General features: G+C 63.8%; 18 protein-coding genes. 7 read left to right on the top strand and 11 right to left on the bottom strand.

All coding sequences use genetic code 11. The features are described from left to right. Window positions 1-47 precede the first annotated feature (47 nt). A complete protein-coding gene (locus tag EJ066_RS05730; RefSeq protein ID WP_126035716.1) occupies window positions 48-1,424 on the top strand; it encodes an MFS transporter in 1,377 nt (458 codons plus the stop codon). Window positions 1,425-1,627: 203 nt separating this feature from the next. Here EJ066_RS05730 and purH read toward each other — a convergent pair whose 3' ends face one another. The 4 genes from purH to htpX all read right to left on the bottom strand — a co-directional run bounded on the left by purH (window position 1,628) and on the right by htpX (window position 7,609). After that, window positions 1,628-3,244, bottom strand: coding sequence for a bifunctional phosphoribosylaminoimidazolecarboxamide formyltransferase/IMP cyclohydrolase (purH, locus tag EJ066_RS05725; protein WP_126035713.1), 1,617 nt, complete (start codon window positions 3,242-3,244; stop codon window positions 1,628-1,630). Between the two features lie 90 nt (window positions 3,245-3,334). Continuing rightward, the gene (locus EJ066_RS05720; protein WP_126035711.1) at window positions 3,335-5,059 is read right to left on the bottom strand and encodes a heparinase II/III family protein; all 1,725 of its coding nucleotides are present in this window, start codon (window positions 5,057-5,059) and stop codon (window positions 3,335-3,337) included. Window positions 5,060-5,198: 139 nt separating this feature from the next. After that, a complete protein-coding gene (locus EJ066_RS05715; protein WP_189644435.1) occupies window positions 5,199-6,593 on the bottom strand; it encodes an RsmB/NOP family class I SAM-dependent RNA methyltransferase in 1,395 nt (464 codons plus the stop codon). Continuing rightward, a complete protein-coding gene (gene htpX, locus EJ066_RS05710; protein WP_126035706.1) occupies window positions 6,584-7,609 on the bottom strand; it encodes a zinc metalloprotease HtpX in 1,026 nt (341 codons plus the stop codon). The genes EJ066_RS05715 and htpX overlap by 10 nt, the downstream gene beginning before the upstream one ends. Before the next feature lie 175 nt (window positions 7,610-7,784). On the opposite strand from htpX, the gene EJ066_RS05705 reads away from it, so the two are divergent. Then, window positions 7,785-7,973, top strand: a complete 189-nt coding sequence (locus EJ066_RS05705; protein WP_126043756.1) for a DUF1674 domain-containing protein — start codon at window positions 7,785-7,787, stop codon at window positions 7,971-7,973. Here the strand turns inward: EJ066_RS05705 and EJ066_RS05700 are convergent. Then, entirely contained in the window at window positions 7,970-8,647 is a 678-nt protein-coding gene (locus tag EJ066_RS05700) for an HAD-IA family hydrolase (RefSeq protein WP_126035704.1), read from the bottom strand. The two genes, EJ066_RS05705 and EJ066_RS05700, sit on opposite strands and share 4 nt — an antisense overlap. A 175-nt stretch (window positions 8,648-8,822) precedes the next feature. Between EJ066_RS05700 and EJ066_RS05695 the strand changes: the two genes are divergently transcribed. The 3 genes from EJ066_RS05695 (at window position 8,823) to EJ066_RS05685 (ending at window position 13,045) form a co-directional block, all read left to right on the top strand. Continuing rightward, complete coding sequence (locus tag EJ066_RS05695; RefSeq protein ID WP_126035702.1) at window positions 8,823-9,692, top strand: transglutaminase family protein; 870 nt, start codon at window positions 8,823-8,825, stop codon at window positions 9,690-9,692. Between the two features lie 312 nt (window positions 9,693-10,004). Continuing rightward, on the top strand, window positions 10,005-11,366 hold the full coding sequence (locus EJ066_RS05690) for a pilus assembly protein (protein WP_126035700.1): 1,362 nt from the start codon (window positions 10,005-10,007) through the stop codon (window positions 11,364-11,366). 410 nt (window positions 11,367-11,776) lie between these two features. Continuing rightward, window positions 11,777-13,045, top strand: a complete 1,269-nt coding sequence (locus tag EJ066_RS05685; RefSeq protein ID WP_126035698.1) for a cyclopropane-fatty-acyl-phospholipid synthase family protein — start codon at window positions 11,777-11,779, stop codon at window positions 13,043-13,045. A 13-nt stretch (window positions 13,046-13,058) separates the two neighbouring features. On the opposite strand, the gene EJ066_RS05680 is transcribed toward EJ066_RS05685, so the two are convergent. Then, window positions 13,059-13,799, bottom strand: a complete 741-nt coding sequence (locus EJ066_RS05680) for an MOSC domain-containing protein (protein ID WP_126035696.1) — start codon at window positions 13,797-13,799, stop codon at window positions 13,059-13,061. Window positions 13,800-13,807: 8 nt separating this feature from the next. Beyond that, the gene (gene acs, locus EJ066_RS05675; RefSeq protein ID WP_126035694.1) at window positions 13,808-15,763 is read right to left on the bottom strand and encodes an acetate--CoA ligase; all 1,956 of its coding nucleotides are present in this window, start codon (window positions 15,761-15,763) and stop codon (window positions 13,808-13,810) included. Window positions 15,764-16,068: 305 nt separating this feature from the next. Here acs and EJ066_RS05670 point away from each other — a divergent pair, with 305 nt between their 5' ends. Beyond that, window positions 16,069-16,341: an usg protein gene (locus EJ066_RS05670; RefSeq protein WP_126035692.1), complete on the top strand. Its 273-nt coding sequence runs from the start codon at window positions 16,069-16,071 to the stop codon at window positions 16,339-16,341. 165 nt (window positions 16,342-16,506) lie between these two features. Here EJ066_RS05670 and EJ066_RS05665 read toward each other — a convergent pair whose 3' ends face one another. Further along, entirely contained in the window at window positions 16,507-17,541 is a 1,035-nt protein-coding gene (locus tag EJ066_RS05665; protein ID WP_126035690.1) for an aldo/keto reductase, read from the bottom strand. A 68-nt stretch (window positions 17,542-17,609) separates the two neighbouring features. Continuing rightward, window positions 17,610-18,791, bottom strand: coding sequence for an MFS transporter (locus EJ066_RS05660; RefSeq protein WP_126035688.1), 1,182 nt, complete (start codon window positions 18,789-18,791; stop codon window positions 17,610-17,612). A 138-nt stretch (window positions 18,792-18,929) separates the two neighbouring features. Here EJ066_RS05660 and EJ066_RS05655 point away from each other — a divergent pair, with 138 nt between their 5' ends. Then, complete coding sequence (locus EJ066_RS05655; RefSeq protein WP_126035686.1) at window positions 18,930-19,838, top strand: LysR family transcriptional regulator; 909 nt, start codon at window positions 18,930-18,932, stop codon at window positions 19,836-19,838. Between the two features lie 74 nt (window positions 19,839-19,912). Here EJ066_RS05655 and EJ066_RS05650 read toward each other — a convergent pair whose 3' ends face one another. Both EJ066_RS05650 and EJ066_RS05645 read right to left on the bottom strand, forming a co-directional pair. Then, complete coding sequence (locus tag EJ066_RS05650) at window positions 19,913-20,962, bottom strand: aldo/keto reductase (RefSeq protein WP_126035684.1); 1,050 nt, start codon at window positions 20,960-20,962, stop codon at window positions 19,913-19,915. 130 nt (window positions 20,963-21,092) lie between these two features. After that, window positions 21,093-21,482, bottom strand: coding sequence for a hypothetical protein (locus tag EJ066_RS05645; protein ID WP_126035682.1), 390 nt, complete (start codon window positions 21,480-21,482; stop codon window positions 21,093-21,095). Window positions 21,483-21,568: the final 86 nt, after the last annotated feature.

The raw sequence follows: 21,568 nt of genomic DNA, 5'->3' as shown, positions 1-21,568 counted from the left end.
GGAAACATGCAGACATGGCGCTGGTCGCGAGCGGAGCAGGAGGAGCCATGGCCGACATAGCAGTGCAGCGAGCGTCGGGACGCGGCATCTGGGGGTGGATGCTATTCGACTGGGCAGCGCAGCCGTTCTTCACGGTCATCACCACCTTTATCTTCGGCCCCTATTTCGTCTCGCGCATGGCGAGCGATCCGGAGACGGGCCAGGCGGCATGGGGTTACGGCATCGCCGCGGCGGGGCTGGCCATTGCCGTGCTGTCGCCGATCCTCGGCTCGATCGCCGACCAGACCGGCCCGCGAAAACCGTGGATCGCGTTCTTCGCCGCGATCAAGATCACCTGTCTTTGCCTGCTGTGGTTCGCGGCTCCCGGTTCGAACCTTTTCCTGGTCGTGCTGTTTTTCTCGCTGGCCTCGGTCGCGGCGGAATTCTCGACCGTGTTCAACGATTCGATGATGCCGCGCCTGGTGCCCAAGAGCGAAATCGGCCGAATCTCGAACATCGCCTGGGGCCTTGGCTATCTCGGCGGCATGATCGCGCTGATCTTCGTCGTGAGCGTCATGGCTGGTTCGCCAGAGACCGGTAAGACGATCGTCGGCCTTGACCCTATCCTCGGACTCGACCCGAAACTCGGCGAGGACGCGCGGGCGACCGGGCCCCTGTCGGCGGCCTGGTATTTCCTGTTCATCCTGCCAATGTTCTTTTTCACACCGGATGCGGTGAAGGGCATTCCCTTTGGTCCGGCGGTGCGCGAAGGGCTGTCGGAACTGAAATCGACGCTGGCTGAAATACGCAAACGCAGCGGCATCTTCCGCTTTCTCGTCGCCCGCATGATCTATCAGGATGGCGTCAATGCGCTGCTTGCGCTGGGCGGTGCCTTTGCGGCGGCAATGTTCCACTGGTCGATCACCGAGATCGGCCTGTTCGGCATCATCCTCAACGTCGTCGCCATCGTCGGCTGCCTGGTTGCCGCACGCCTCGACATGGCGCTCGGCTCCAAGACGATAGTAATGATTTCGCTTGTCCTGCTCAGCATCGCGACGATCGGCATCGTCTCGACCGGGCCAGGCTATACGCTGTTCGGTGCCTGGATGATGCCCGGAACGGATAGCGGCGGGTTGTTCGGTACACCGGCGGAAAAAGCCTACATCTTCTTCGGTCTGCTGGTCGGACTTGCCTTCGGGCCGGTGCAGGCATCGTCGCGCTCCTACATGGCGCGCAGTGTCACCGCCGCCGAATCGGGCCGCTATTTCGGCATCTATGCGCTGGCCGGACGGGCGACCAGTTTTGCCGCACCATTCATGGTGGCGACGATCACCCTGGCCAGCGGCTCGTCGCGGCTCGGCATGGCGACAATCGTGCTGTTCCTCGGCGTTGGCCTGGCGATCCTGATCCGCACGCCGTATCCAGCGGACAGGCCGGAGGAGTGAGCTGCTCTTACCTTCTCCCCTTTGTGGGAGAAGGTGGATCGGCGCGATAGCGCCGAGACGGATGAGGGGTGTTGGAAGAAGCGAGACGTTGATGATCCTGCTGCCGTGCAGAGGATGCAGATGAAGGTCCGCGCCAAGCTGGAACACCCTCATCCGTCGCCTTTGGCGACACCTTCTCCCACAAGGGGAGAAGGAAGAAGCGCTCAATGCCGGAAGTGCCTCACACCGGTAAACACCATGGCGATGCCGTGGGCGTCGGCGGCGGCGATGACGTCGTCGTCGCGCATCGAGCCGCCCGGCTGGATGACGGCGGTGGCGCCGGCTTCAATGGCTGACAGCAGCCCGTCGGCGAAGGGAAAGAAAGCATCCGAGGCGACGACGGAACCTTTGGTCAGCGGCTCGGCCAGGCCGGCAGCCTCGGCCGCGTCGAGCGCCTTGCGCGCGGCGATGCGCGAGGAATCGACCCGGCTCATCTGGCCGGCGCCAATGCCGACGGTGGCGCCATCCCTGACATAGACGATGGCGTTCGACTTGACGTGCTTTGCGACCCGGAAGGCGAATTTGAGATCGGCCATTTCGGCCGGCGTCGGCGCGCGCCTGGTCACCACTTTCAGGTCGAGGTCGTCGACGACTGCATTGTCGCGGCCCTGGACGAGCAACCCGCCGGAAACGGATTTCACGGTGACGCCGGCGGCGCGCGGGTCGGGCAGGCCGCCGGTGACAAGCAGACGCAGATTCTTCTTGGCGGCGACGATGCGGATCGCTTCCTCCGAGGCGTCCGGCGCGATGATGACCTCGGTGAAAGTCTTGACGATCTCTTCGGCGGCCTCGGCATCGAGGACACGGTTCATCGCGACAATGCCGCCAAAGGCCGAGACCGGATCGCAGGCCAGCGCCTTGGCATAGGCCGCCTTCAGCGAAGCGCCTTCGGCGACGCCGCACGGATTGGCATGCTTGATGATGGCCACTGTGGCGGAGCGGGCGGGATCGAACTCGCCGACCAGCTCGAAGGCGGCGTCGGTGTCGTTGATGTTGTTGTAGGAAAGCTGCTTACCCTGAAGCTGGCGCGCCGTCGCGACGCCAGGCCGCTTGTCGCCATCGACGTAGAAGCCGGCGCTCTGATGCGGGTTCTCGCCGTAGCGCATCACCTGATCCAGCCTGCCGCCGAAGGCGCGCCAGGTAGGATGCTCGATCTCCAGCGCGTCGGTGAACCAGCCGGAGATCGCCGCATCATAGGTGGCGGTGCGGGCGAAGGCCTTGGCTGCCAGCTTCTTGCGGAAATCCAGCGAGAGCGAGCCGAAATTCATCTCCAGTGCGTTGAGCACTGGGGCATAGTCCTCGGGGTCGGTGACGATGGCGACATAGGCATGGTTCTTGGCCGAGGCGCGGATCATCGCCGGACCGCCTATGTCGATGTTCTCGACGATCGAGGCGTAAGCGGCGCCGGAGCGGCGGACATCCTCGAAAGGGTAGAGATTGGAGACGACGAGATCGATCGGCTCGATGCCATGATCGTGCATCGCCGCGGCGTGTTCGGGATCGTCGCGCACGCCAAGCAGCGCGCCATGCACGGACGGATGCAGCGTCTTGACGCGGCCGTCCATGATCTCTGGAAAGCCGGTAAGGTCGGAAACGTCGCGCACGGCCATGCCTGCCTCGGCGATCGCCTTTGCCGTGCCGCCAGTGGAGACCAATTCGACGCCGGCTGCAGCCAGCGCCCTGGCGAAATCGATGAGGCCGGTCTTGTCGAAAACGGAAAGCAGCGCGCGACGGACGGGAACGAGGTCGGGCGCGGGAATGTTCTTGGCGGCGACGGCCATGGGCTGGCGGCCTTTCACGGCTGGTTGGAAAGCGTTTGCGCGCCGTAGCACATGAGGCCCGGAAATCAAGCTGCAAGGCCAGCCGCAGTCTCAGCTTTTTTCCGGATGACCGGCGAGGACCGTTCGCGTCAGTTGCCAATGGACTTCGGAAACCTCCGATGCCTTGAAGGCAAGCACGATCTGCCGGCTGCGGCGCGGGCCGCCAAGACCGGCGAAGTAGATGGATTCCTCGACCTCGGGCGCCACCTCGGCGCAGGTGAACACCCAGGTGTCGGCCTGGTCGGCGGTCAGCAGCAGGCGATCGTGCTCGTCCTGAAGCAGGCTTATGTCGGGATGGATGTGGAAGCGCACCGCGACGAAATCGCGGCCGTTGTTGCGGATCGCAGCATTGCCGGGCCGCTGGAAACGGTCCCTGCCGGCGAGCACGTTGCCGTTCGTCGACAATTTCAGCTCGCGCTCATGCAGCAAGCCGAAGCGCGCGACATAGCCGTCGTGACGGGCCAGAAAACCCTGGCTGCCCTGCTGGTCGGTGCGCTTGCAGGGCACATGCTGCGGGCCGGCGATCAACGGCGTGCCGAGGAGATCGTTGACGCGCAGCGAATGGCTGAAACGCGCCGACGAGGTGTCGTTGATGGTGGCGGTCGAGTGGGCGGCCGTGGCGCGGGCAAGCGGCCGGAATTCGGCGGCGCCATAGGTGTCGACGCCAGTGTTGACGATGTAGTGCTGGCGGCCGGAGGACAGTTCGAAGGCCAGGCATCCGGCATGCGCCGCGTTGGAAACTTCGACGGGCGGCGGCGGGCCGGTATCGGCGATCACGGTGACGCCGCCCATGGAGAGGCGCTCATAGCCCGAATGCGGCGCGTGCAGCAATGGCGCGCCGGCGGTGTCGTCGTGGCGCAGAATCGTGGCGATGCGGTCGTGGATGGTCGCGCCCATGCCGTTGAAGCGGGCCAGGCTGCCGTCCTGGTGGCGAAAGAAGCGCAGCGCCGGCAGCATGCGGTCGATGGCGCCCATCAGCGCTGCTGGCGGCGTCTCCGCCTGGTTGGCATAGGTCTGGCGCAGCGGCAGAAGGTCGGCGAGGATTTCGAGAACGGTCATCGGATTGCGGGAAATATGGCCGCCATCCGGCAGAATCTGACGGTCGAGTTCCTCGGCGAGGTTGCGGGTCGCACCGCGCAACGCCGATGCCGGCGCCGGCAGCGACAAGGCGGCGAAGGCGAGCGCGATGCGGGCACGCAGCCTGTCCTTGCCGTTCGGCATCTCGCGCGCCATCGCCCTGAGATAGCGGATCTGCATGGCAAGCGATTTCAGGAAGGCCCGGTAGAAGGGAAATTCAGCACCCTGCAGCACCACCGAGGAATGTTGCAGCCAGGCAATGACACGCTTGGCCGTCGTGCCGGGCTCCCAGGCGACGCCGGAAATGTGGTTGCCATGCATGGCGATCCAGTCGGAGACCAGCGCGCGGGCATTGGCGGCGGCGAGCTCGGTGCCGGCAGCGCGCATATGGCGCAGCCAGCGAAAGCCGTGAAGGGTCTTCTGCCAGCCGGGATTGGGCACGGCGATCTGGAAGGGCGACTTGCCGCCGGTCTCGACCAGATGCCCCGACAGCGGATAGCGGCCATAGTAGATCTCGAGCGCGATCTGCGGGTCGGCCAGGCGCAGGTCCGGCGGAGCGATCAAAACGCGTTCCGGAGTACGGCCGGAATAGCGCCAGCGATAGACAGGCCCGGCACGCAGGCGCCGGCGTGTCTTGCGCCAGAACTCCTTCGCGACAAGCGTCCACAGACGCGTCGTGCTGCCGGCAGCGATCGCCAAAACCCCTCCTCATCGCCCTCAACCCTAAGACAAGTTTATATGATTCAAGAACTTATGCGAAGGCGAATTCCCCGGAAGCCCTGGAGTTCAGCCTGTTTTCCGCAGGATTCTCCCTAAAATAGTCGACAAATTTTCAGCGTTAGCCGGCTCTGCGCATGCGGGCGGCGAAGAAGCCGTCCAGGCCGGACCGTTCCGGCGTGCCGAGATCGAGATCGGCCGGCGTTGTGCGCAGGGTGCCTTGCGGCGTCAGGAAGGGATCGATGCCGGTGATCTCGCCTGGGCGGAGCGGATCGTCGACGATATCAGCCGTCACCGCGAGGAAGGCGCGGTGAAGCGCTTCGCCTTCGATCGGGTCGAGCGAACAGTTGGAAAAGACGATGCGCCCCCCGGGCCTGACCAGCGTGACGGCGCGGGCGAGCAGCCTTGCCTGCAGATCGGCGAGTTTTTCGACGTCGGCCGCCGTCTTTGTCCAGGGCACGTCGGGATGCCGCCGCACCGTGCCGGTCGAAGAGCAGGGGGCATCGAGGAGAACGGCGTCGAACAGGTCTTGCGGCTCGTATTTGAGCAGATCGGCTTGGACGATCTCCGCGGACAGACCGAGGCGCTCGAGATTCTGCGAGAGCCGCGCCAACCGGTTCTTCGAGGTATCGACGGCGGTGACCTCGGCGCCGCCAAGAATCAACTGCGCAGTCTTGCCGCCGGGGGCGGCGCAGAGATCGGCGATACGCAAATCCCTTATGTCCCCGAAGAGCCGGGCCGGAAGGCTGGCGGCGGCATCCTGAACCCACCAGGCGCCGTCTTCGAAACCGGGCAGTTCGGTGACGGAGGCGCTGAGTTTCTCCACGCGCACGGTGCCGGTCGGCAGCACCATGCCGCCGAGCCGCTCGGCCCACAGCGCGGGGTCGGACTTGACGGTGAAATCGACCGGCGCCTCGTGCCGGTGGGCGGCGAGAATCTGCCTGGCCTTGTCGACGCCATAGGCGGCTTTCAGCCGGTCGGAAAACCACTTCGGCGCTTCGTCGGTGGCGGCAAGCGCTGCAGCCAGCTCGGCCTGCTTGGACCGCGCCAGCGTGCGCAGCACGCCGTTGACGAGACCGGAGAAGCGCAGCGTGCGCGGGTCGGACTTGGCGTGGGTCACCGCAAGGTCGACGGCGGCGCTGTCGGGAATGTCGAGGAACAGGATCTGCGCCGCCGCCACGTGCAGAATATGCGAAAGCGCGGTGGCGTTGGGCGGAAGCGGCTTTTCCAGGCGGCGGGCCAGCAACCCTGATATGGTCATGCGGAAGCGCAGCGCGGTGACCAGTATGGCGCGCACCAGCGCCCGGTCGCGCAGGTCGAGCGCTTTGTATTGCGGATGGCCGTTCTCATGGTCGGTCAGCCCGTCCAGCGGCGTCCTCGCGTCGATGACGGCGGCAAGCAGCCGTGCTGCGACCTTGCGCGCGGCAAGCCCGGCAACGGGCTCGCCGGGGCTTACGGCATTGTTTTCATGATCGCCTGAAACTCGGTGCCGGCTTTTCGCTCCGCTCACGACCATGGACCCTTGGGTCCGGTCGGATTGCGGCCCCAGGGATTGGATTTCGGCCGGGCCGGTTCAGCCGGCGGCTGCTCAGACTGCTGGGCTGCCTTCTCCCACGGACCGGATGGCAACTGTTCGTCGGCCTGCCGTGGGCGCGACGCTGGGGTCACGTCGGATAAGCCGCCGCCGGCCATGCCGCGCGCCATCGCCTGCAGGGCCGCGATGCGGTTGTCGGTGTTCGGGTGGGTGGAAAACAGACTGTCCATGCGCTCGCCGGAAAGAGGATTGATGATGAAGAGGTGGGCGGTCGCCGGATTGCGCTCTGCATCCGGGTTGCGGATGCGTTCGGCGCCACGGGCGATCTTGTGAAGGGCCGAGGCAAGCCAAAGCGGGTTTCCGGCTATTTCGGCGCCGCGCCGGTCGGCTTCATATTCGCGGGTCCGGCTGACCGCCATCTGCACGATCATGGCGGCGAAGGGCGCCACGATCATCGCTACCAGTACGCCGACAAAGCCGAACGGATTGTTGCTGTCGCGGTTGCCGCCGAAAAAGAAGGCGAAATTGCCGAGCATCGAGATCGCGCCGGCAAGCGTGGCGACGATCGTCATGGTCAGCGTGTCGCGGTGCTGCACATGGGCGAGCTCGTGCGCCATGACCGCCGCGACTTCTTCGTGCGACAGTCGTTGCAGCAGGCCGGTGGTGGCGGCGACCGCGGCGTTCTGCGGGTTGCGGCCGGTGGCGAAAGCGTTGGGCTGTGGGTTGTCGATCAGGTAGGTTTTCGGCATCGGCAGGCCGGCCCTTTTGGCGAGGCTCTGCACGATGGCGTAATATTCCGGCGCGTTCCTTTCGTCGACCTCGACGGCGCGGTTCATCGACAGCACCATCTTGTCGGCGTTCCAATAGCTGAACAGGTTCATGCCGGCGGCAATCAGCAAGGCGATCACCATGCCGCCCGATCCGCCGATCAGATAGCCGACGCCCATGAACAGCGCGGTCATCGCGGCCAGAAGCATGGCGGTGCGAAGTGTGTTCATTTCCTGCTCCGTTTCTGCCAGCTCTGCGTAAAAGGGGTCGATCCTTGTCGGCTCATCGCTATATGATGGGAAAGGCTTGGCCCTGTTTCAATTGGGGCCTGTTTCAATCGGGCGGGAATATCGCATGATCGACGAAACCAGCAAAACAGGCGAAACCAGCAAAACAAATGCTGGCATGGGCCACAGCGCGCTGCAAAAAACGCTGACGCAGGCGGCCCGCCGCGCTTTGGCGGAAGCGGAAGAACGGCGCGAACACTATCGCCAACAGGAGGCCGCGCTGCCCCGGGAGATCGGCGGCCGCGGCGGCAAGGAACCCGGCCGCTATGGCGACTGGGAGGTCAAGGGCCTGACCAGCGATTTTTAATCCAGGCAGGCTGTCGCGATGCGCTCCGCTTCGAGCGCGATCCAGCCACGATCGTCAATAGTGATGCCGATCGCGTCGTAGCCGGCGATCGCGGCGTGCGGTGTTTGCAAGGGATGCCGGTGCGTGGCGCTGATCACCACGACTGCGGCCCCTGCCGCCTCGGCCGCCAATATGCCGGCGGGCGCGTCCTCGAAAACGAGGCAGTCGCGCGCATCGACGCCCAGCCGTTCGGCCGCAAGCCGGAAGCAATCGGGCGCCGGCTTGCCTCGGGAAACATCCTCCGCCGCGACAAGGATGGCGGGATGCGGGATGCCGGCGGCGGCGATGCGCAGGAGAGCCAGCTCGCGCGGGGCCGAGGTGACGATGGCCCAGCGCTCGGGCGGCAGCGACGCCAAAAACGCCGCCGCGCCTGCGATCGGCAGGATACCGTCGATATCGGCCGCCTCCGCCTGCAAAAGCGCATCGGCTTCGTGCATCGGATCGACGCCGGGAAGCGCCAGCCGAGCGATGGTCTCGATCGCCCGCACACCATGGATCGTCGGCAGGAATGCGGCAACGTCGAGACCTTGCCGCTGTGCCCAATTCGCCCAGACCCTTTCTGCCGCGGCAATCGAATTGACCACCGTGCCGTCCATGTCGAATAGGAAGGCCGCGAATTTTTTGCCTGCGAACATCTGATATCCTGGGGGTTGTTTCGGAGGGCTCAAAGCCCGTGGATCGACCGTAGCGTCGCGTCGGCTGCATGGGAAGGCGCGGGATCGCCTTTTCGACTATCCCAGGGAACCACGGTCTGCCTTCTCGCGTTGATCAAATTGTCTTCCACGATGCCTAAATAAGGGGGGAACCGCGATGCTGATTCGGCTCGGCTACGAAATTGCCATCGACTGTGTTGAAGCCACCCCGGTGATTTCGCTGCTCGAGATCCACAAGGATCGGCAGGCCGACATCAAGCGGCAGACGCGCGTGCTGACCTCGCCTTCCGTCCCGACCAGGCTCTATCACGATCTCTATGGCAATACCTGCCGCCGCTTCACGGCGCCCGGCGGCGGCTTTCGCATCCTCTACGACGCCGTCGTGGAGGACAGCGGCGAGACCGACGAGGTCAACCCGCTGGCAAGGGAAGTGCCGGTGGCGGAGTTGCCGGACGACGTTCTCGGCTATCTGCTCGGCAGCCGCTATTGCGAGACCGACCACCTCGGCGGATTGGCCTGGCAGCTTTTCGGCCCTGTCCCACCCGGCTGGGCGCGGGTGCAGGCGATCGTCGACTATGTCCACAACCGCCTGTCCTTCGGTTACGGCTATGCGCGCCCGACCCGCACGGCGGCGCAGGCGCATGAAGAGCGCGTCGGCGTCTGCCGCGACTTCGCTCATCTGGCGATCACGCTTTGCCGCTGCATGAACATCCCCGCCCGCTACGTGAACGGCTATCTCGGCGACATCGGCGTGCCGGTCGACCCGGCACCGATGGATTTTTCGGCGTGGCTGGAAGTGTTCCTCGACGGCAAATGGTACACATTCGACCCCCGCCACAACATGCCGAGGATCGGTCGCGTCGTCATCGCGCGCGGCCGCGACGCGACAGACGTGCCGCTGCTGCACAGTTTCGGCCAGCACCGGCTCGGCTTGTTCAAGGTCTGGACCTACGAGCAGGAAAGCAATCTGTTCAACCCGCCCCATCGCGGCGTCGACAGGACCGTCAGCGCGCAGATGCTGGCATAGGGCGCCAAGCGCGAACGGCGTGCGTTCCGTTGTGATGGGGCCCCGCTTCGGTACAGCGCGGCTGTGCCGAAGCGGGACCGAGTGCTTGTGCTCCATGGCGGACGGCGCGATCGTGGTAAGCGCTTCGTAAACGAAATTGTCGCAGCGGCTTTTCGTTTACCGGTTGTTCACCCTACCGCATTTCGAAACCAAGCAGAAACAACGGTTTGACAATGAGCCGCCGGCTTTTGGCCGCTTGGCGGCGCCATCCGGCCGGAATCCTGCACTGCGCTTTCACACGGCCTCGAGGTCGTGGCGAATGGAGGCGGAAGCATGCGGCATTTTGGGGGTCTTGTTCACGCGGTCAGCGGCCTTGCCGGGGATCGCAGCGGAAACTTCGCGGTTCTGCTCGGCATGGTCGCGTCGGTTCTGGCACTGGGCGTCGGCCTTGCCGTCAACGTCTCCCAGCTCTACAACGCCAAGTCGAGCCTGCAAGGCGTGGTCGACGCGGCGGTGACCTCGACGGCGCGCGACCTGACGACCGGCGTCATCAAGGAGGCCGATGCCAACACATCGGTGCAGGCATTCCTCAAAGCGAACAGCCAAGCAGGCATCCTGAGCGCCGACCAGATCGTCCTCGACAAATTGACCGTCGACAGGACTGCCAACACGGTTCAGGCGGACGTCCATGTCGATGTTGGGTTTTATTTCCCGCTTTTCAGCATGGGCGATATGCAGCGTATCACGGCATCGACAACGGCACTCTATTCGGACAAGACGGTCGAAGTGGCGATGATGCTAGACGTGACCGGATCGATGGCCGGCCAGAAAATCAAGGATCTTAGAACCGCTGCGGCGAACGCGGTCGACAGCTTTCTGAACGGTCAGGACCCGGCCAATCCCCGGGTGCGTGTCGCCATCGTGCCATATGCCAATTCGGTGAACGCCGGCGGTCTTGCCGCCAGCAGCGTCTATGTCGAAACCTCGACCAGCCAGCGCAAGCAGGCGCCCGGCAATGGCGCCGTACAGTATGTCTCCGGCTTTACGCGTCCGGACAATTGTGCCACCGAGCGCAAGGGGGCCTATCAATATTCGGATGCAGGTCCCGGCTCCAGCATGGTCAATCGCGACTACCTGCTGTCGTCCTTCGCTTGGATGAAAAACACGGCCACTTGCCCGACTGCCGCGTTGAAGCCGCTGACAGCGGATGCCGCGGCACTCAAGAACGTCATCAAGAATTTTGTCGCATCGGGCGGCACTGCGGGCCATATTGGCGTGCAGTGGACCTGGTACATGCTTTCGGAAAACTGGGGCAGCGTGATGAAAGCTTCGGAGCGGCCGGCCAGGATGGATCCAAAGAGGGTAGCCAAAATCGCGATCCTGATGACCGACGGCGAGTTCAATCTGTCCTATTTCGACGCGAGCACCGTCGATGGCGTTTACAATGGCACGGGTAAGGAGCCGCCCCGAACGGCGGCCAAGAAACTTTGCGCTGCCATGCGAGACAAGGGTATCGAAATCTTCACCGTTGGCTTCGACCTCAACGAGACGAATGCCAAGGCGACGCTCCAGGATTGCGCAAGCCCGGACACTGCCAAGATCAAGCACTTCTACCAGGCGGCCAATGGGATGGAACTTGATCAGGCTTTCCAGGACATAGCACGCAACATCGAAAACCTGACGGTGACCAAGTAGGGACGAATAGGGCACCAGCAGGGAACCAAGAAAGGAAAAGGCCGCCGCTTCTTTCGAAGCCGGCGGCCTTCCGTGTTTCCGTCCATGGCGCGGCTCATGGCGGCGACCTTCAGGTCACCTGCCGCGCATCTCGCGCCTTAACGGGAAGACTGCTTCCCGAAAGTGCAATCCGCTGAGGCCACGTTCTGGAAAACGAAATCACTCGACATCGGATCACCTCCTTTCGATTTGTTGAACACGCCCTCATGATGGGGTGCCGATCCGCAAATGGCAAGGCGGTGCGCTGAAAATCTCTCGCGCGGCGCCTGCTTCCGTATCGGAGTGGGTTGCGACCGGCCCCTCCGACGGGCAAACTCCTGTCGGACCATGCCAGCATTCGGAGCATGGGAGGAGGGGCATGGGAGGAGGGCATGGAGGCAGCCGAAAGAGCCGCACGAATTGTTCGAACGGTCATCGAAACGCTGAAGCCGGGTTTTGCGGTCAAGCTCTGGACCGGCGAGCGGATCGGGCCTGCCACCGGCCCGGTGGTCACCATCAACGACCAGGACATCGTCTGGCAGGTGATCCGCCGGCCTTCCCTCTCGACGCTGATCGAGATGTGGATTTCCAAGACCATCGACGTGGAAGACGGATCGCTGTTCGATTTCTATTCCCTGCCTTCGAATGGCAAGCTCAGGACGAAGCTCAAGTCGTTGCCGAAGCTGGCGATCCTGCGCGACCTGCCGACCGTGCTGTTTTCGAGAAAACGGATGGCGGCGCGGACCGACCTTTCCGGGCGCAACCCCTTCGTCAGCGGGTCGAACAGGCAAGCGATCCAGCATCACTACGACATTTCGAACGCCTTCTATCGGCTCTTCCTCGATGAACGCATGGTCTATAGCTGCGGCTATTTCACCGATTTCGCCAACGGCATCGACCAGGCGCAGAAAGACAAGCTCGATCACATCTGCCGCAAGCTCCGGCTGAAGCCCGGCGAAAGGCTGCTCGACATCGGCTGCGGCTGGGGAGCGATGCTGATCCATGCCGCGAAGAATTACGGCGTTACCGGCCACGGCGTCTCATTGTCGGAAGCCCAGACCGCGCTTGCGCGCGAGCGCATCCGCGCCGAGGGGCTGGAGGATCGCATCACCATCGAGATAAAATCCTATGCCGAACTCACCGGCTCCTTCGACAAGATATCCTCGATCGGCATGTTCGAGCATCTGGGGCTCGCCAACCACGCCGCCTATTTCTCGGCCATCAATCGCCTGCTCGAACCGGGCGGCATCTATCTGCACCACGCCATCACCCGACGCGACAAGGGCAGCCTGAAGAAGACCTTGCGCAAGGGCCCGGAATTCAAGGCACTGCTCAAATACATCTTTCCGGGCGGTGAACTCGACACGATCGGCATGACGCTCGGAAATCTCGAGGCGCACGGCTTTCTCATCTACGATGTCGAGAATTTGCGCGAGCATTACGCCCGCACCTGCCGTCTGTGGGCCGAGCGCCTCCACGCACGCTTCGACGAAGCGATCGCCGAGGTCGGTGAAGCCAAGGCGCGCCTCTGGCTGCTTTATCTCACCGGCTGTTCGATCACGTTCGAACGCGCCTCGGCACAGATCTTCCAGACCGTCGTCACCAAGCGCGCGCGTGGGCCGAGCGGCCTGCCGCCGACGCGGGCGGACCTATACCGGTAACGCCGGCCCCGCGTCAGTCCACGAACCGCATCGTCGCTCCAACCTCGACGCGAGCCGGCCGGTCGACCGAGCAGTAGACGCCGAGATTATGGGCGTTGTGACGGACCAGACTGCGCAGAATTGCCGGGTCGTGGTCGAAACCGTCCTGGGCGATGATGGTGAAGCCGCATCGGCGGCACGGCTCGGAGATGGTCAGGAGAAGGTCGCCGATCGCCAGCTTGCGGCCGATCCATCCCGTCTCCGGGAACGATCCTTCGACAGCCGCCATGTCGACGACGATGTTGGGGCGGAAGCGGCGCGGGTCGGCAGCGCCGTCGGGATGCAGAGCCTTCAGGCGCGCCAACGAAGCGGTGGTCAGGAGGTGGACCGGAGCCTTGCGGTAGCGCTCCGCGGTCAGGGGACCGGCGTAGTCTGGCGCAGCATCTTGGCGAAACGGACGGATCGAGGCCTCGAAGCCGATAAAGGCGGAAACAGCGCGGTCGCTTTCGACGCCCGGCGCCGTCAGCCACTCGCCGCCGGGAATGGCGATCTCAAGCTCGCGGTCAACGGTCAGCCGTGTACGAATGAACGGCACCTTGTGCCATTTCGCCTCGCGGTCAGGCCGCGCGATCTCACCGTCAGAGGCATCGACAAGGCCGAACAGGCGGTCGCCATCGATGCTTTCCAGACCGACCGAGATCGCCTCACGGCCTTCGCCGGCGAGTGAACTCGCCGGATAGCGCCAGAGCTCGGCGATGGAGCCCACCGCGGCCATGAACTGCGTCAGCCTCTCTTGTTCTGCCGGTTGGCGATGAGGTCGTCGACCACCGCCGGATCGGCCAGCGTCGAGGTATCGCCGAGCGCTGAAAAATCGTCCTCGGCGATCTTGCGCAGGATGCGCCGCATGATCTTGCCCGAACGGGTTTTCGGCAGGCCCGGCGCGAACTGGATCTTGTCGGGTGTGGCGATGGCGCCGATGTCCTTGCGGACATGGGCGACGAGTTCCTTGCGCAACTCCTCGCCCGGCTGCTCACCGGCCATCAACGTGACGTAACAGTAGATGCCCTGGCCCTTGATGTCGTGTGGATAGCCGACGACGGCGGCTTCCGAGACTTTCTCGTGCGAAACCAGCGCGGATTCGACCTCGGCCGTGCCCATGCGGTGGCCGGAGACGTTGAGGACGTCATCGACGCGGCCGGTGATCCAGTAGTAGCCATCGACGTCGCGGCGGCAGCCGTCGCCGGTGAAGTACTTGCCCTTATAGGTGGAAAAATAGGTCTGCACGAAGCGCTCGTGGTCGCCGTAGACGGTGCGCATCTGGCCCGGCCATGAGTCGGTGATACAGAGATTGCCGTCGGTAGCCCCTTCCAGCACCTTGCCGTCGCCGTCAACCAGCTGCGGCTTGACGCCGAAGAAGGGCCGCGTCGCGGAGCCTGCCTTCAGGTCGGTGGCGCCGGGCAGCGGCGTGATCAGGATGCCGCCGGTCTCGGTCTGCCACCATGTGTCGACGATCGGCACCTTGCCGTTGCCGACGAGGTTGAAATACCATTCCCAGGCTTCCGGATTGATCGGCTCGCCGACCGTGCCGAGCACACGCAGCGATTTGCGCGACGTCTTGGTGACATGGGCGTCGCCGGCGCCCATCAGGGCGCGCAACGCCGTCGGCGCCGTATAGAAGATGTTGACCTTGTGCTTGTCGATGACCTCCCAGAAGCGGGACTGTGACGGATAGTTCGGCACGCCTTCGAACATCAGCGTGGTGCCGCCGTTGGCGAGTGGCCCGTAGACGATGTAGCTGTGGCCGGTGACCCAGCCGACATCGGCTGTGCACCAGTAGATATCGCCGTCATGGTAGTCGAAGACATATTGGTGCGTCATCGAGACATAGACAAGGTAGCCGGCGGTGGTGTGCAGCACGCCCTTCGGCTTGCCGGTCGAGCCCGATGTGTAGAGGATGAACAAAGGATCCTCGGCCTTCATTTTCTCCGGCTTGCATTCCGCCTTCACCGAAGCGATCTCGTCGTGGTACCAGACGTCGCGCCCGGGAGCCCAGCCGACCTTGCCGCCGGTGCGGCGCACGACCACGACCTTGTTGACCATCACGAAATTCTTCGCGGCGATGTCGATCGCCTTGTCGGTGTTTTCCTTCAAGGGGATGGACTTGCCGCCGCGCAGGCCTTCATCGGCGGTGATGACGAAAGTCGATTCGCAGTCGACGATGCGGCCGGCCAATGCATCCGGCGAAAAGCCGCCAAAGACCACCGAATGGATGGCGCCGATGCGCGTGCAGGCAAGCATCGCGTAGGCCGCTTCAGGGATCATCGGCATGTAGATGGTAACGCGGTCGCCCTTCTTGACGCCGTGCTTCTTCATCACATTGGCAAGCCGGCAGACATGCCCGTGGAGCTCGTTATAGGTGATCTTCTTGTCGTCGTAGGGATTGTCGCCTTCCCAGATGATGGCGGTCTGGTCGCCACGCTTCTTGAGGTGCCGGTCGATGCAGTTCCAGGAAACGTTGGTCTGACCATCCTCGAACCATTTGATCGAGGCCCTACCGTTGAAGGAGGTGTTCTTGACCTTGCTGTAGGGCTTGAACCAGTCGATGCGCTTGCCATGCTTGCCCCAGAACTTATCCGGGTTCTTCACGCTTTCGGCGTACCATTTCAAATAGGTGTCATCGTCGATCAGCGCGTTCTTCTTCCACGCCGGCTGGACGCGATGGACATGAACCTCGGACATTTTTCACCTCCTCCCAAAACCAGGCCGCCCGGCTTGACCGCCGGCGGCATCGCGGCGAAGCGGCCGCGAATTCGCGCGCATTATTAACAGTTCCGCGGTGACGGCAACATTAGACGTTGGATTTGCGCGGCGGGATGCCGCAGAGGCTTTCCTTGGTGCTGTCAGCACTCGGCCAGGATCGCTGCTAACTACATGTTTTTGCGTCTTAAACCCGGCATCGATCACGAAATATCAATAGACGATTAAGCAAATAGCGCGCACAATTTCACATTGGGAGGAAAGGAGAATCAACCCAGAGGACCGCAATGCGCGACCAATCCGAGATGGACCTGATGCTCAAGGGCTATGGCTTGACCACGGCCAAGATCCTTTATCATTTTCCCGATCATCCGCATCTGCTGCAGAGCTTCATCTGGCAGGATTACGATATCGCTCCGAAATTTCCGGTGCTGATCCGGTTCATCGAGTTCTGGCAGACCAGGCTCGACGGCCCGCTGCATTCGGTGAGCTATACGCACCAGAAGCTGATCGCGCCCAATGAATGGCACAAGGTGGACGGCGAGTTCGTGCTGCATTAGGGCGTGTCGATATTCAGGTGAGGCCTGCCTGCGAATGGCGGTTTCCTGCGCTTCCGGTGCTCACGTACTTAAGTACGCTCCGTTCTCGGAAGCCACCATTCTCGACGCGGCCTGACCTGAATCTCAACGCGCCCTGTCCCCGGACGTTTGACGTATCGAGCGGGCTCAGACCGCGGGCGGACTGAGCCTGGCGAAGGCTTCCTGCCGACGATAGGGAAAATACGGATAGGGCGCGGTGACTTCGCTTGCCGTGTCGAGCTTCTTCATCTGGTCTGATGTCAATGACCAACCGACGGCGCCGAGGTTCTGGCGCAGTTGTTGCTCGTTGCGCGCGCCGATGATAACGGAGGCGACGGTCGGCCGCTGCAGCAACCAGTTGATGGCGATCTGCGGCACGGTCTTGCCGGTTTCCTCAGCCACGGTCTCGAGCGCGTCGACAACTCTGTAGAGCTGCTCGTCCTCGACCGGTGGCCCGAAGCTCGCCGTGTCGTGCAACCGGCTTTTTTCCGGCAGCGGTTCGCCGCGGCGGATCTTGCCGGTCAGGCGGCCCCAGCCGAGCGGGCTCCACACCAGCGCACTGACACCCTGGTCGAGGCCGAGCGGCATCAGTTCCCATTCATAGTCGCGCCCGACCAGCGAATAATAGACCTGATGGGCGACGTAGCGCGGATAACCATACTTGTCCGCCAGGCCGAGCGATTTCATCACTTGCCAGCCGGAGAAGTTGGAGACGCCGACATAGCGCAGCTTGCCGGCGCGAACGAGACTGTCCAGCGTCGACAGCACCTCCTCGATCGGCGTTGCGGCGTCGAAAGCGTGCAATTGCAGCAGGTCGATGTAATCGGTGCCGAGACGCTTTAGGGCGTCCTCGACGGCCTTGATAAGGCGCGAACGGGAGGAGCCGGCATCGTTGGGTCCGTCACCCATCGGCAGTGAGGTCTTGGTCGAGATCAGCACGGCATCGCGGCGCCCCTTGATCGCCGCGCCGAGCACCTCTTCGGAGGCGCCGTTCGAATAGACGTCGGCGGTGTCGAACAGGTTGACGCCGGCCTCCAGGCAGATGTCGACCAGCCGCCGCGCTTCCGTCGCATCGCTGTTGCCCCAGGCGCCGAACAGCGGGCCTGAACCGCCGAAGGTTCCGGCGCCGAACGAGAGCGCCGGAACCTTCAGGCCCGAGGCGCCAAGACGTCGATAGTCCATTGGTTTGTCTCCTTGTGATGTCGAAAATCTGGGTGATGTTGAAAGGTGGCCGGATTTGCCAGGGTTCGTTACGACCGGGCGGATGCCGGCGCGGCGAGCGCCGGGCTGCGGTCAAGACGCAGCGCCAGCGCCGCCACGGCTAGTGCCGAGAGCGGCAGCAGCGCCGCGACCCAGGTGACGGCGCCGAGGCCGGGACCATGGGCGATGACCACGCCGCCGAGCCAGGCGCCGGCGGCATTGCCGAGATTGAAGGCGGCGATGTTGAAGGACGAGGCCAGGCTCTGGCCGGCCCCTTGCGCCTTGTCCAGCACCCACATCTGCAGCGGCGCCACGGTGGCGAAGGCGGCGGCGCCGAGCAGGCCGACATAGATGACGGCCATTGCCTGGCTGTGCAGGGCGAAGGTCATCGTGCCGAGCACCAGCGCCAGCACGACGAGGCTGCCGAGAACCGAAGGCACCAGCCAGCGGTCGGCGAACTTGCCGCCGAGCAGGTTGCCGGCGATGAGGCCGCCGCCGAAGACGAGCAGGATCGGCGATACGGCTGCTTCCTCTAAACCGGTGATCTCGGTCAGCAGAGGGGCGATATAGGTGAAGACGGCGAAGACGCCGGCATAGCCAAGCACTGTGGTGGCGAAGCCAAGCAGGACCGGCGCGCGGCCGAGCACGGCGAGATCGGCGCTGAGGTCGCTCTTTTCCAGTGCCGCCTGGCTGCGTGGCACCAAGAACAGAATGATGGCGAAGGCGATGATGCCGACCAGGGTTACCGCCCAGAAGGTCGCCCGCCAGCCGAAGGCCTGACCGAGCCAGGTGCCGAAGGGCACGCCGAGGATATTGGCGATGGTCAGGCCGGTGAACATCAGGGCGATCGCCGAGGCCTTCTTGTTGGGCGTGACCAGTCCGGTCGCGACGACCGAGCCGACGCCGAAGAAAGTGCCGTGGGCAAAGGCGGTGAGCACGCGTGCACCCATCAGCGTCCAGTAGTCGGGGGCCAGCGCACAGGCGAGGTTGCCAAGCGTGAAGATCGCCATCAGCGCCAGGAGCACGGTCTTGCGCGGCCAGCTTCCGGTGGCGATCGTCAGCAGCGGCGCGCCGATGACGACGCCCAGCGCATAGCCCGAGATCAACTGGCCGGCGGCCGAGATCGAGACGCCGAGATCGGTGCTGACGTCGAGCAGCAGGCCCATGATGACGAATTCGGTGACGCCGATGCCGAAGGCACCGGCGGCGAGAGCATAAAGAGCAAGAGGCATGGCGATCTTCCAGTTCGATAGCGGCCGGTTTGTCGAGGCGCGTCGTGTCTCTGCCACGCCCAGACCTGGAAGATCGTGTCGCGATGTGCTGTGAACCAGCCTTGCGTCGGGCACATCGTCTGTGAAATAGATTCACGAATGGCAAGACCAGACATCAACCGCTCCGGCGAGATCGAAGTGTTCGTCCGCGTCGTCGAAGCCGGCAGCTTTTCGGCTGCCGCACGCGCGTTGCGGATGACGCCATCGGCGGTGAGCAAGCTGATCGCACGGCTGGAAGCACGTCTCGGCGCACGGCTGGTCAGCCGTTCGACGCGAAAGCTGCAACTGACACCGGAGGGGGCGGCCTTCTTCGACAGCGGCGTGCGCATCCTGGCCGACATGGCGGCAGCCGAGCGCGAGGCGGCGGCGGGCGCAGCACCCCGCGGACGGCTGCGCGTCAATAGCTACGTACCCTTCGGGCAGCACCGGCTGATCCCGCTTCTGCCGCGTTTCCTCGAACGCTATCCGGAAATCGCCATCGATCTGGTCTTGACCGACGATGTCATCGACCTGATGGAGCAGCGCGCCGATGTCGCCATCCGCGCCGGGCCGCTCGGCGAATCACGGTTGGTGGCGCGCAAGCTCGGGCAAAGCCCGGCGGTCGTCGTCGCCGCGCCGTCTTACCTCAGGACGCATGGCACGCCCCGAACGCCGGCCGATCTCGAACGCCACAATCGGATGGGCTTCTGCTTCGTGCGACATATCGACGGCTGGCTTTTCCTCGACGGAACCGGCGGAAATGTCGTTGTTCCGTCGACTGGGAACGCGCTGGTCAGCGATGGCGAAGCGATGCGGCTGATGGCGCTCTCCGGGACGGGTATCGCCCGGCTGGCGCGCTGGCATGTGGAACCCGACATCGACGCCGGCCGGCTGGTAACGCTGCTGGAGGACTTCAACCCCGGCGACGAGGAGCTTACCCACGCCGTCTATGTCGGGCAGGGAAAGCATTTGCCGGCTCGGGTGCGGGCCTTTCTCGACTTTTTGGTCGAGACTGTCCGGTTGGGTTGAATCGGAAAACATTCGGGAGCCGGCCGGCTCCCGAAACATCAAGTCGAAATGGCAATGAAGTACGGTTTCGGGGGCTATTTTTTCGGCGCAAAGGGTGCCGGGCGGCGGCCCGCCGCCTGGCGCTCGAGCATCCAGCCGGGATATTCGGCCGGCAAGGCGCTGACCTCGTCGAGGCGAACAAGATCGTCGGTATCGAGCTTCAATTCGGTGGCGGCAAGATTCTGTTCGAGCTGCTCCATGCGGCTGGCGCCGATGATCACGCTCATCACGAAGGGTTTTGCCAGCACATAGCCGAGTGCTACCGTGGCGACGCTGACGCCGTACTTCTCGGCGATCTCGCGCATGACTGCAACCGCCGCCCAGGCACGCTCTTCATTGACCGGCGGGAAATTGAAACTGGCGCGGCGGCCTTCGCCATTGCCGGGGGCGCCGGGTCCGTATTTGCCGGAGAGCAGACCGCCGGCCATCGGCGACCAGACCATCAGCCCAAGTCTCTCCTCGTTGAGCAGCGGCATGATCTCACGCTCCAGGTCGCGGCCGGCGATCGAGTAGTAGGACTGGACGGTCTCAAATCGAGCAAGACCCTTGCGTTCGGCGATGCCGAGTGCCTTGGCGATGCGCCAGGCTGCCCAGTTGGAGACGCCGACGTAGCGGACCTTGCCGCTGGCCACCAGATCGTCCAGTGCCCGCAGCGTCTCGTCGATCGGCGTCACCGTGTCGGTGCCGTGAAGCTGATAAAGATCGATATGATCCAGCTGCAGCCGCTCGAGACTGCTCTCGACCGAATCCATGATGTGGCCGCGCGAGGAACCGCGCTGGTTCGGGCCATCGCCCATGGCGCCATGGACCTTGGTGGCGATAACCACGTCTTGGCGCTTGATGCCGAGATTCCTCAGCGACTGGCCGAGAAGCCGTTCCGATGCGCCGAAGGAATAGACATCGGCCGTGTCGAAGAAATTGACGCCGGCGGCAAGCGAGCGCTCGACGATCCTGTCGACGCCATCCTGGTCGAGGCTGGCGATCAGGCCCCATTGAGCGTTTTCGCCGGCGGCGCCGAAGGTCATGGTGCCGAGGCAAAGTTCGGAGACGAACATCCCGGTGTTTCCAAGTTGATTGTAGCGCATGGTGCAGCTCCGGAAGATTTGGTGATGACATCTGGCAAATAGGAACGGTACGTTTCGTTTCAACTCTCTGGCACAACGAATTCCTGCCTGGCCGAAAGGCCGGTGCCGCTGCGAACACCAACGGCACGCCTCAACCAGCCAGGCGCGCCACGATCGCGAAAGCCGTCATGCCGAAGGCGACGGCGGCGAGCGGCAGGAGGAGTTCGATCAGCGCTGTCTTGGCGCTTACGCGGCCTTGCCCGGTTTCGAATTCGCCGGCCATCCAGTCCTCGAAGCTGCGGGCGGTTGCGGGCGTCCGGCGATGGTGTTGAAGCCAGACGCGCGCGGCAATGGCCGGCAATGCTACCGAGATGATGATGAATCCGGTCATGACGACGAGAAGATAATCGGTATAGCCGCCGTCGCCGAATCCGGCCCACGCCGACAGCGCGTACCACGCGGCAAGCCCGACCATCGCCAGATAGACGTGCGGGTGCAGTCCGTCGGAGACATATCGGTTATGGGAAATGCGTTCGCTCATGATGCCCTCCTTCGACAGTGCAAAGGAACGGCCGTGATTGGTCGCTCATGGTCACCATCCGGAGTTAGGGGGCGACCCGGGCTTCG

Origin of the sequence: Mesorhizobium sp. M9A.F.Ca.ET.002.03.1.2, assembly GCF_003952365.1 — a bacterium.
In the GTDB taxonomy this organism is placed as follows: Bacteria; Pseudomonadota; Alphaproteobacteria; order Rhizobiales; family Rhizobiaceae; genus Mesorhizobium.
This window is presented reverse-complemented; position numbering and strand designations above follow the sequence as displayed.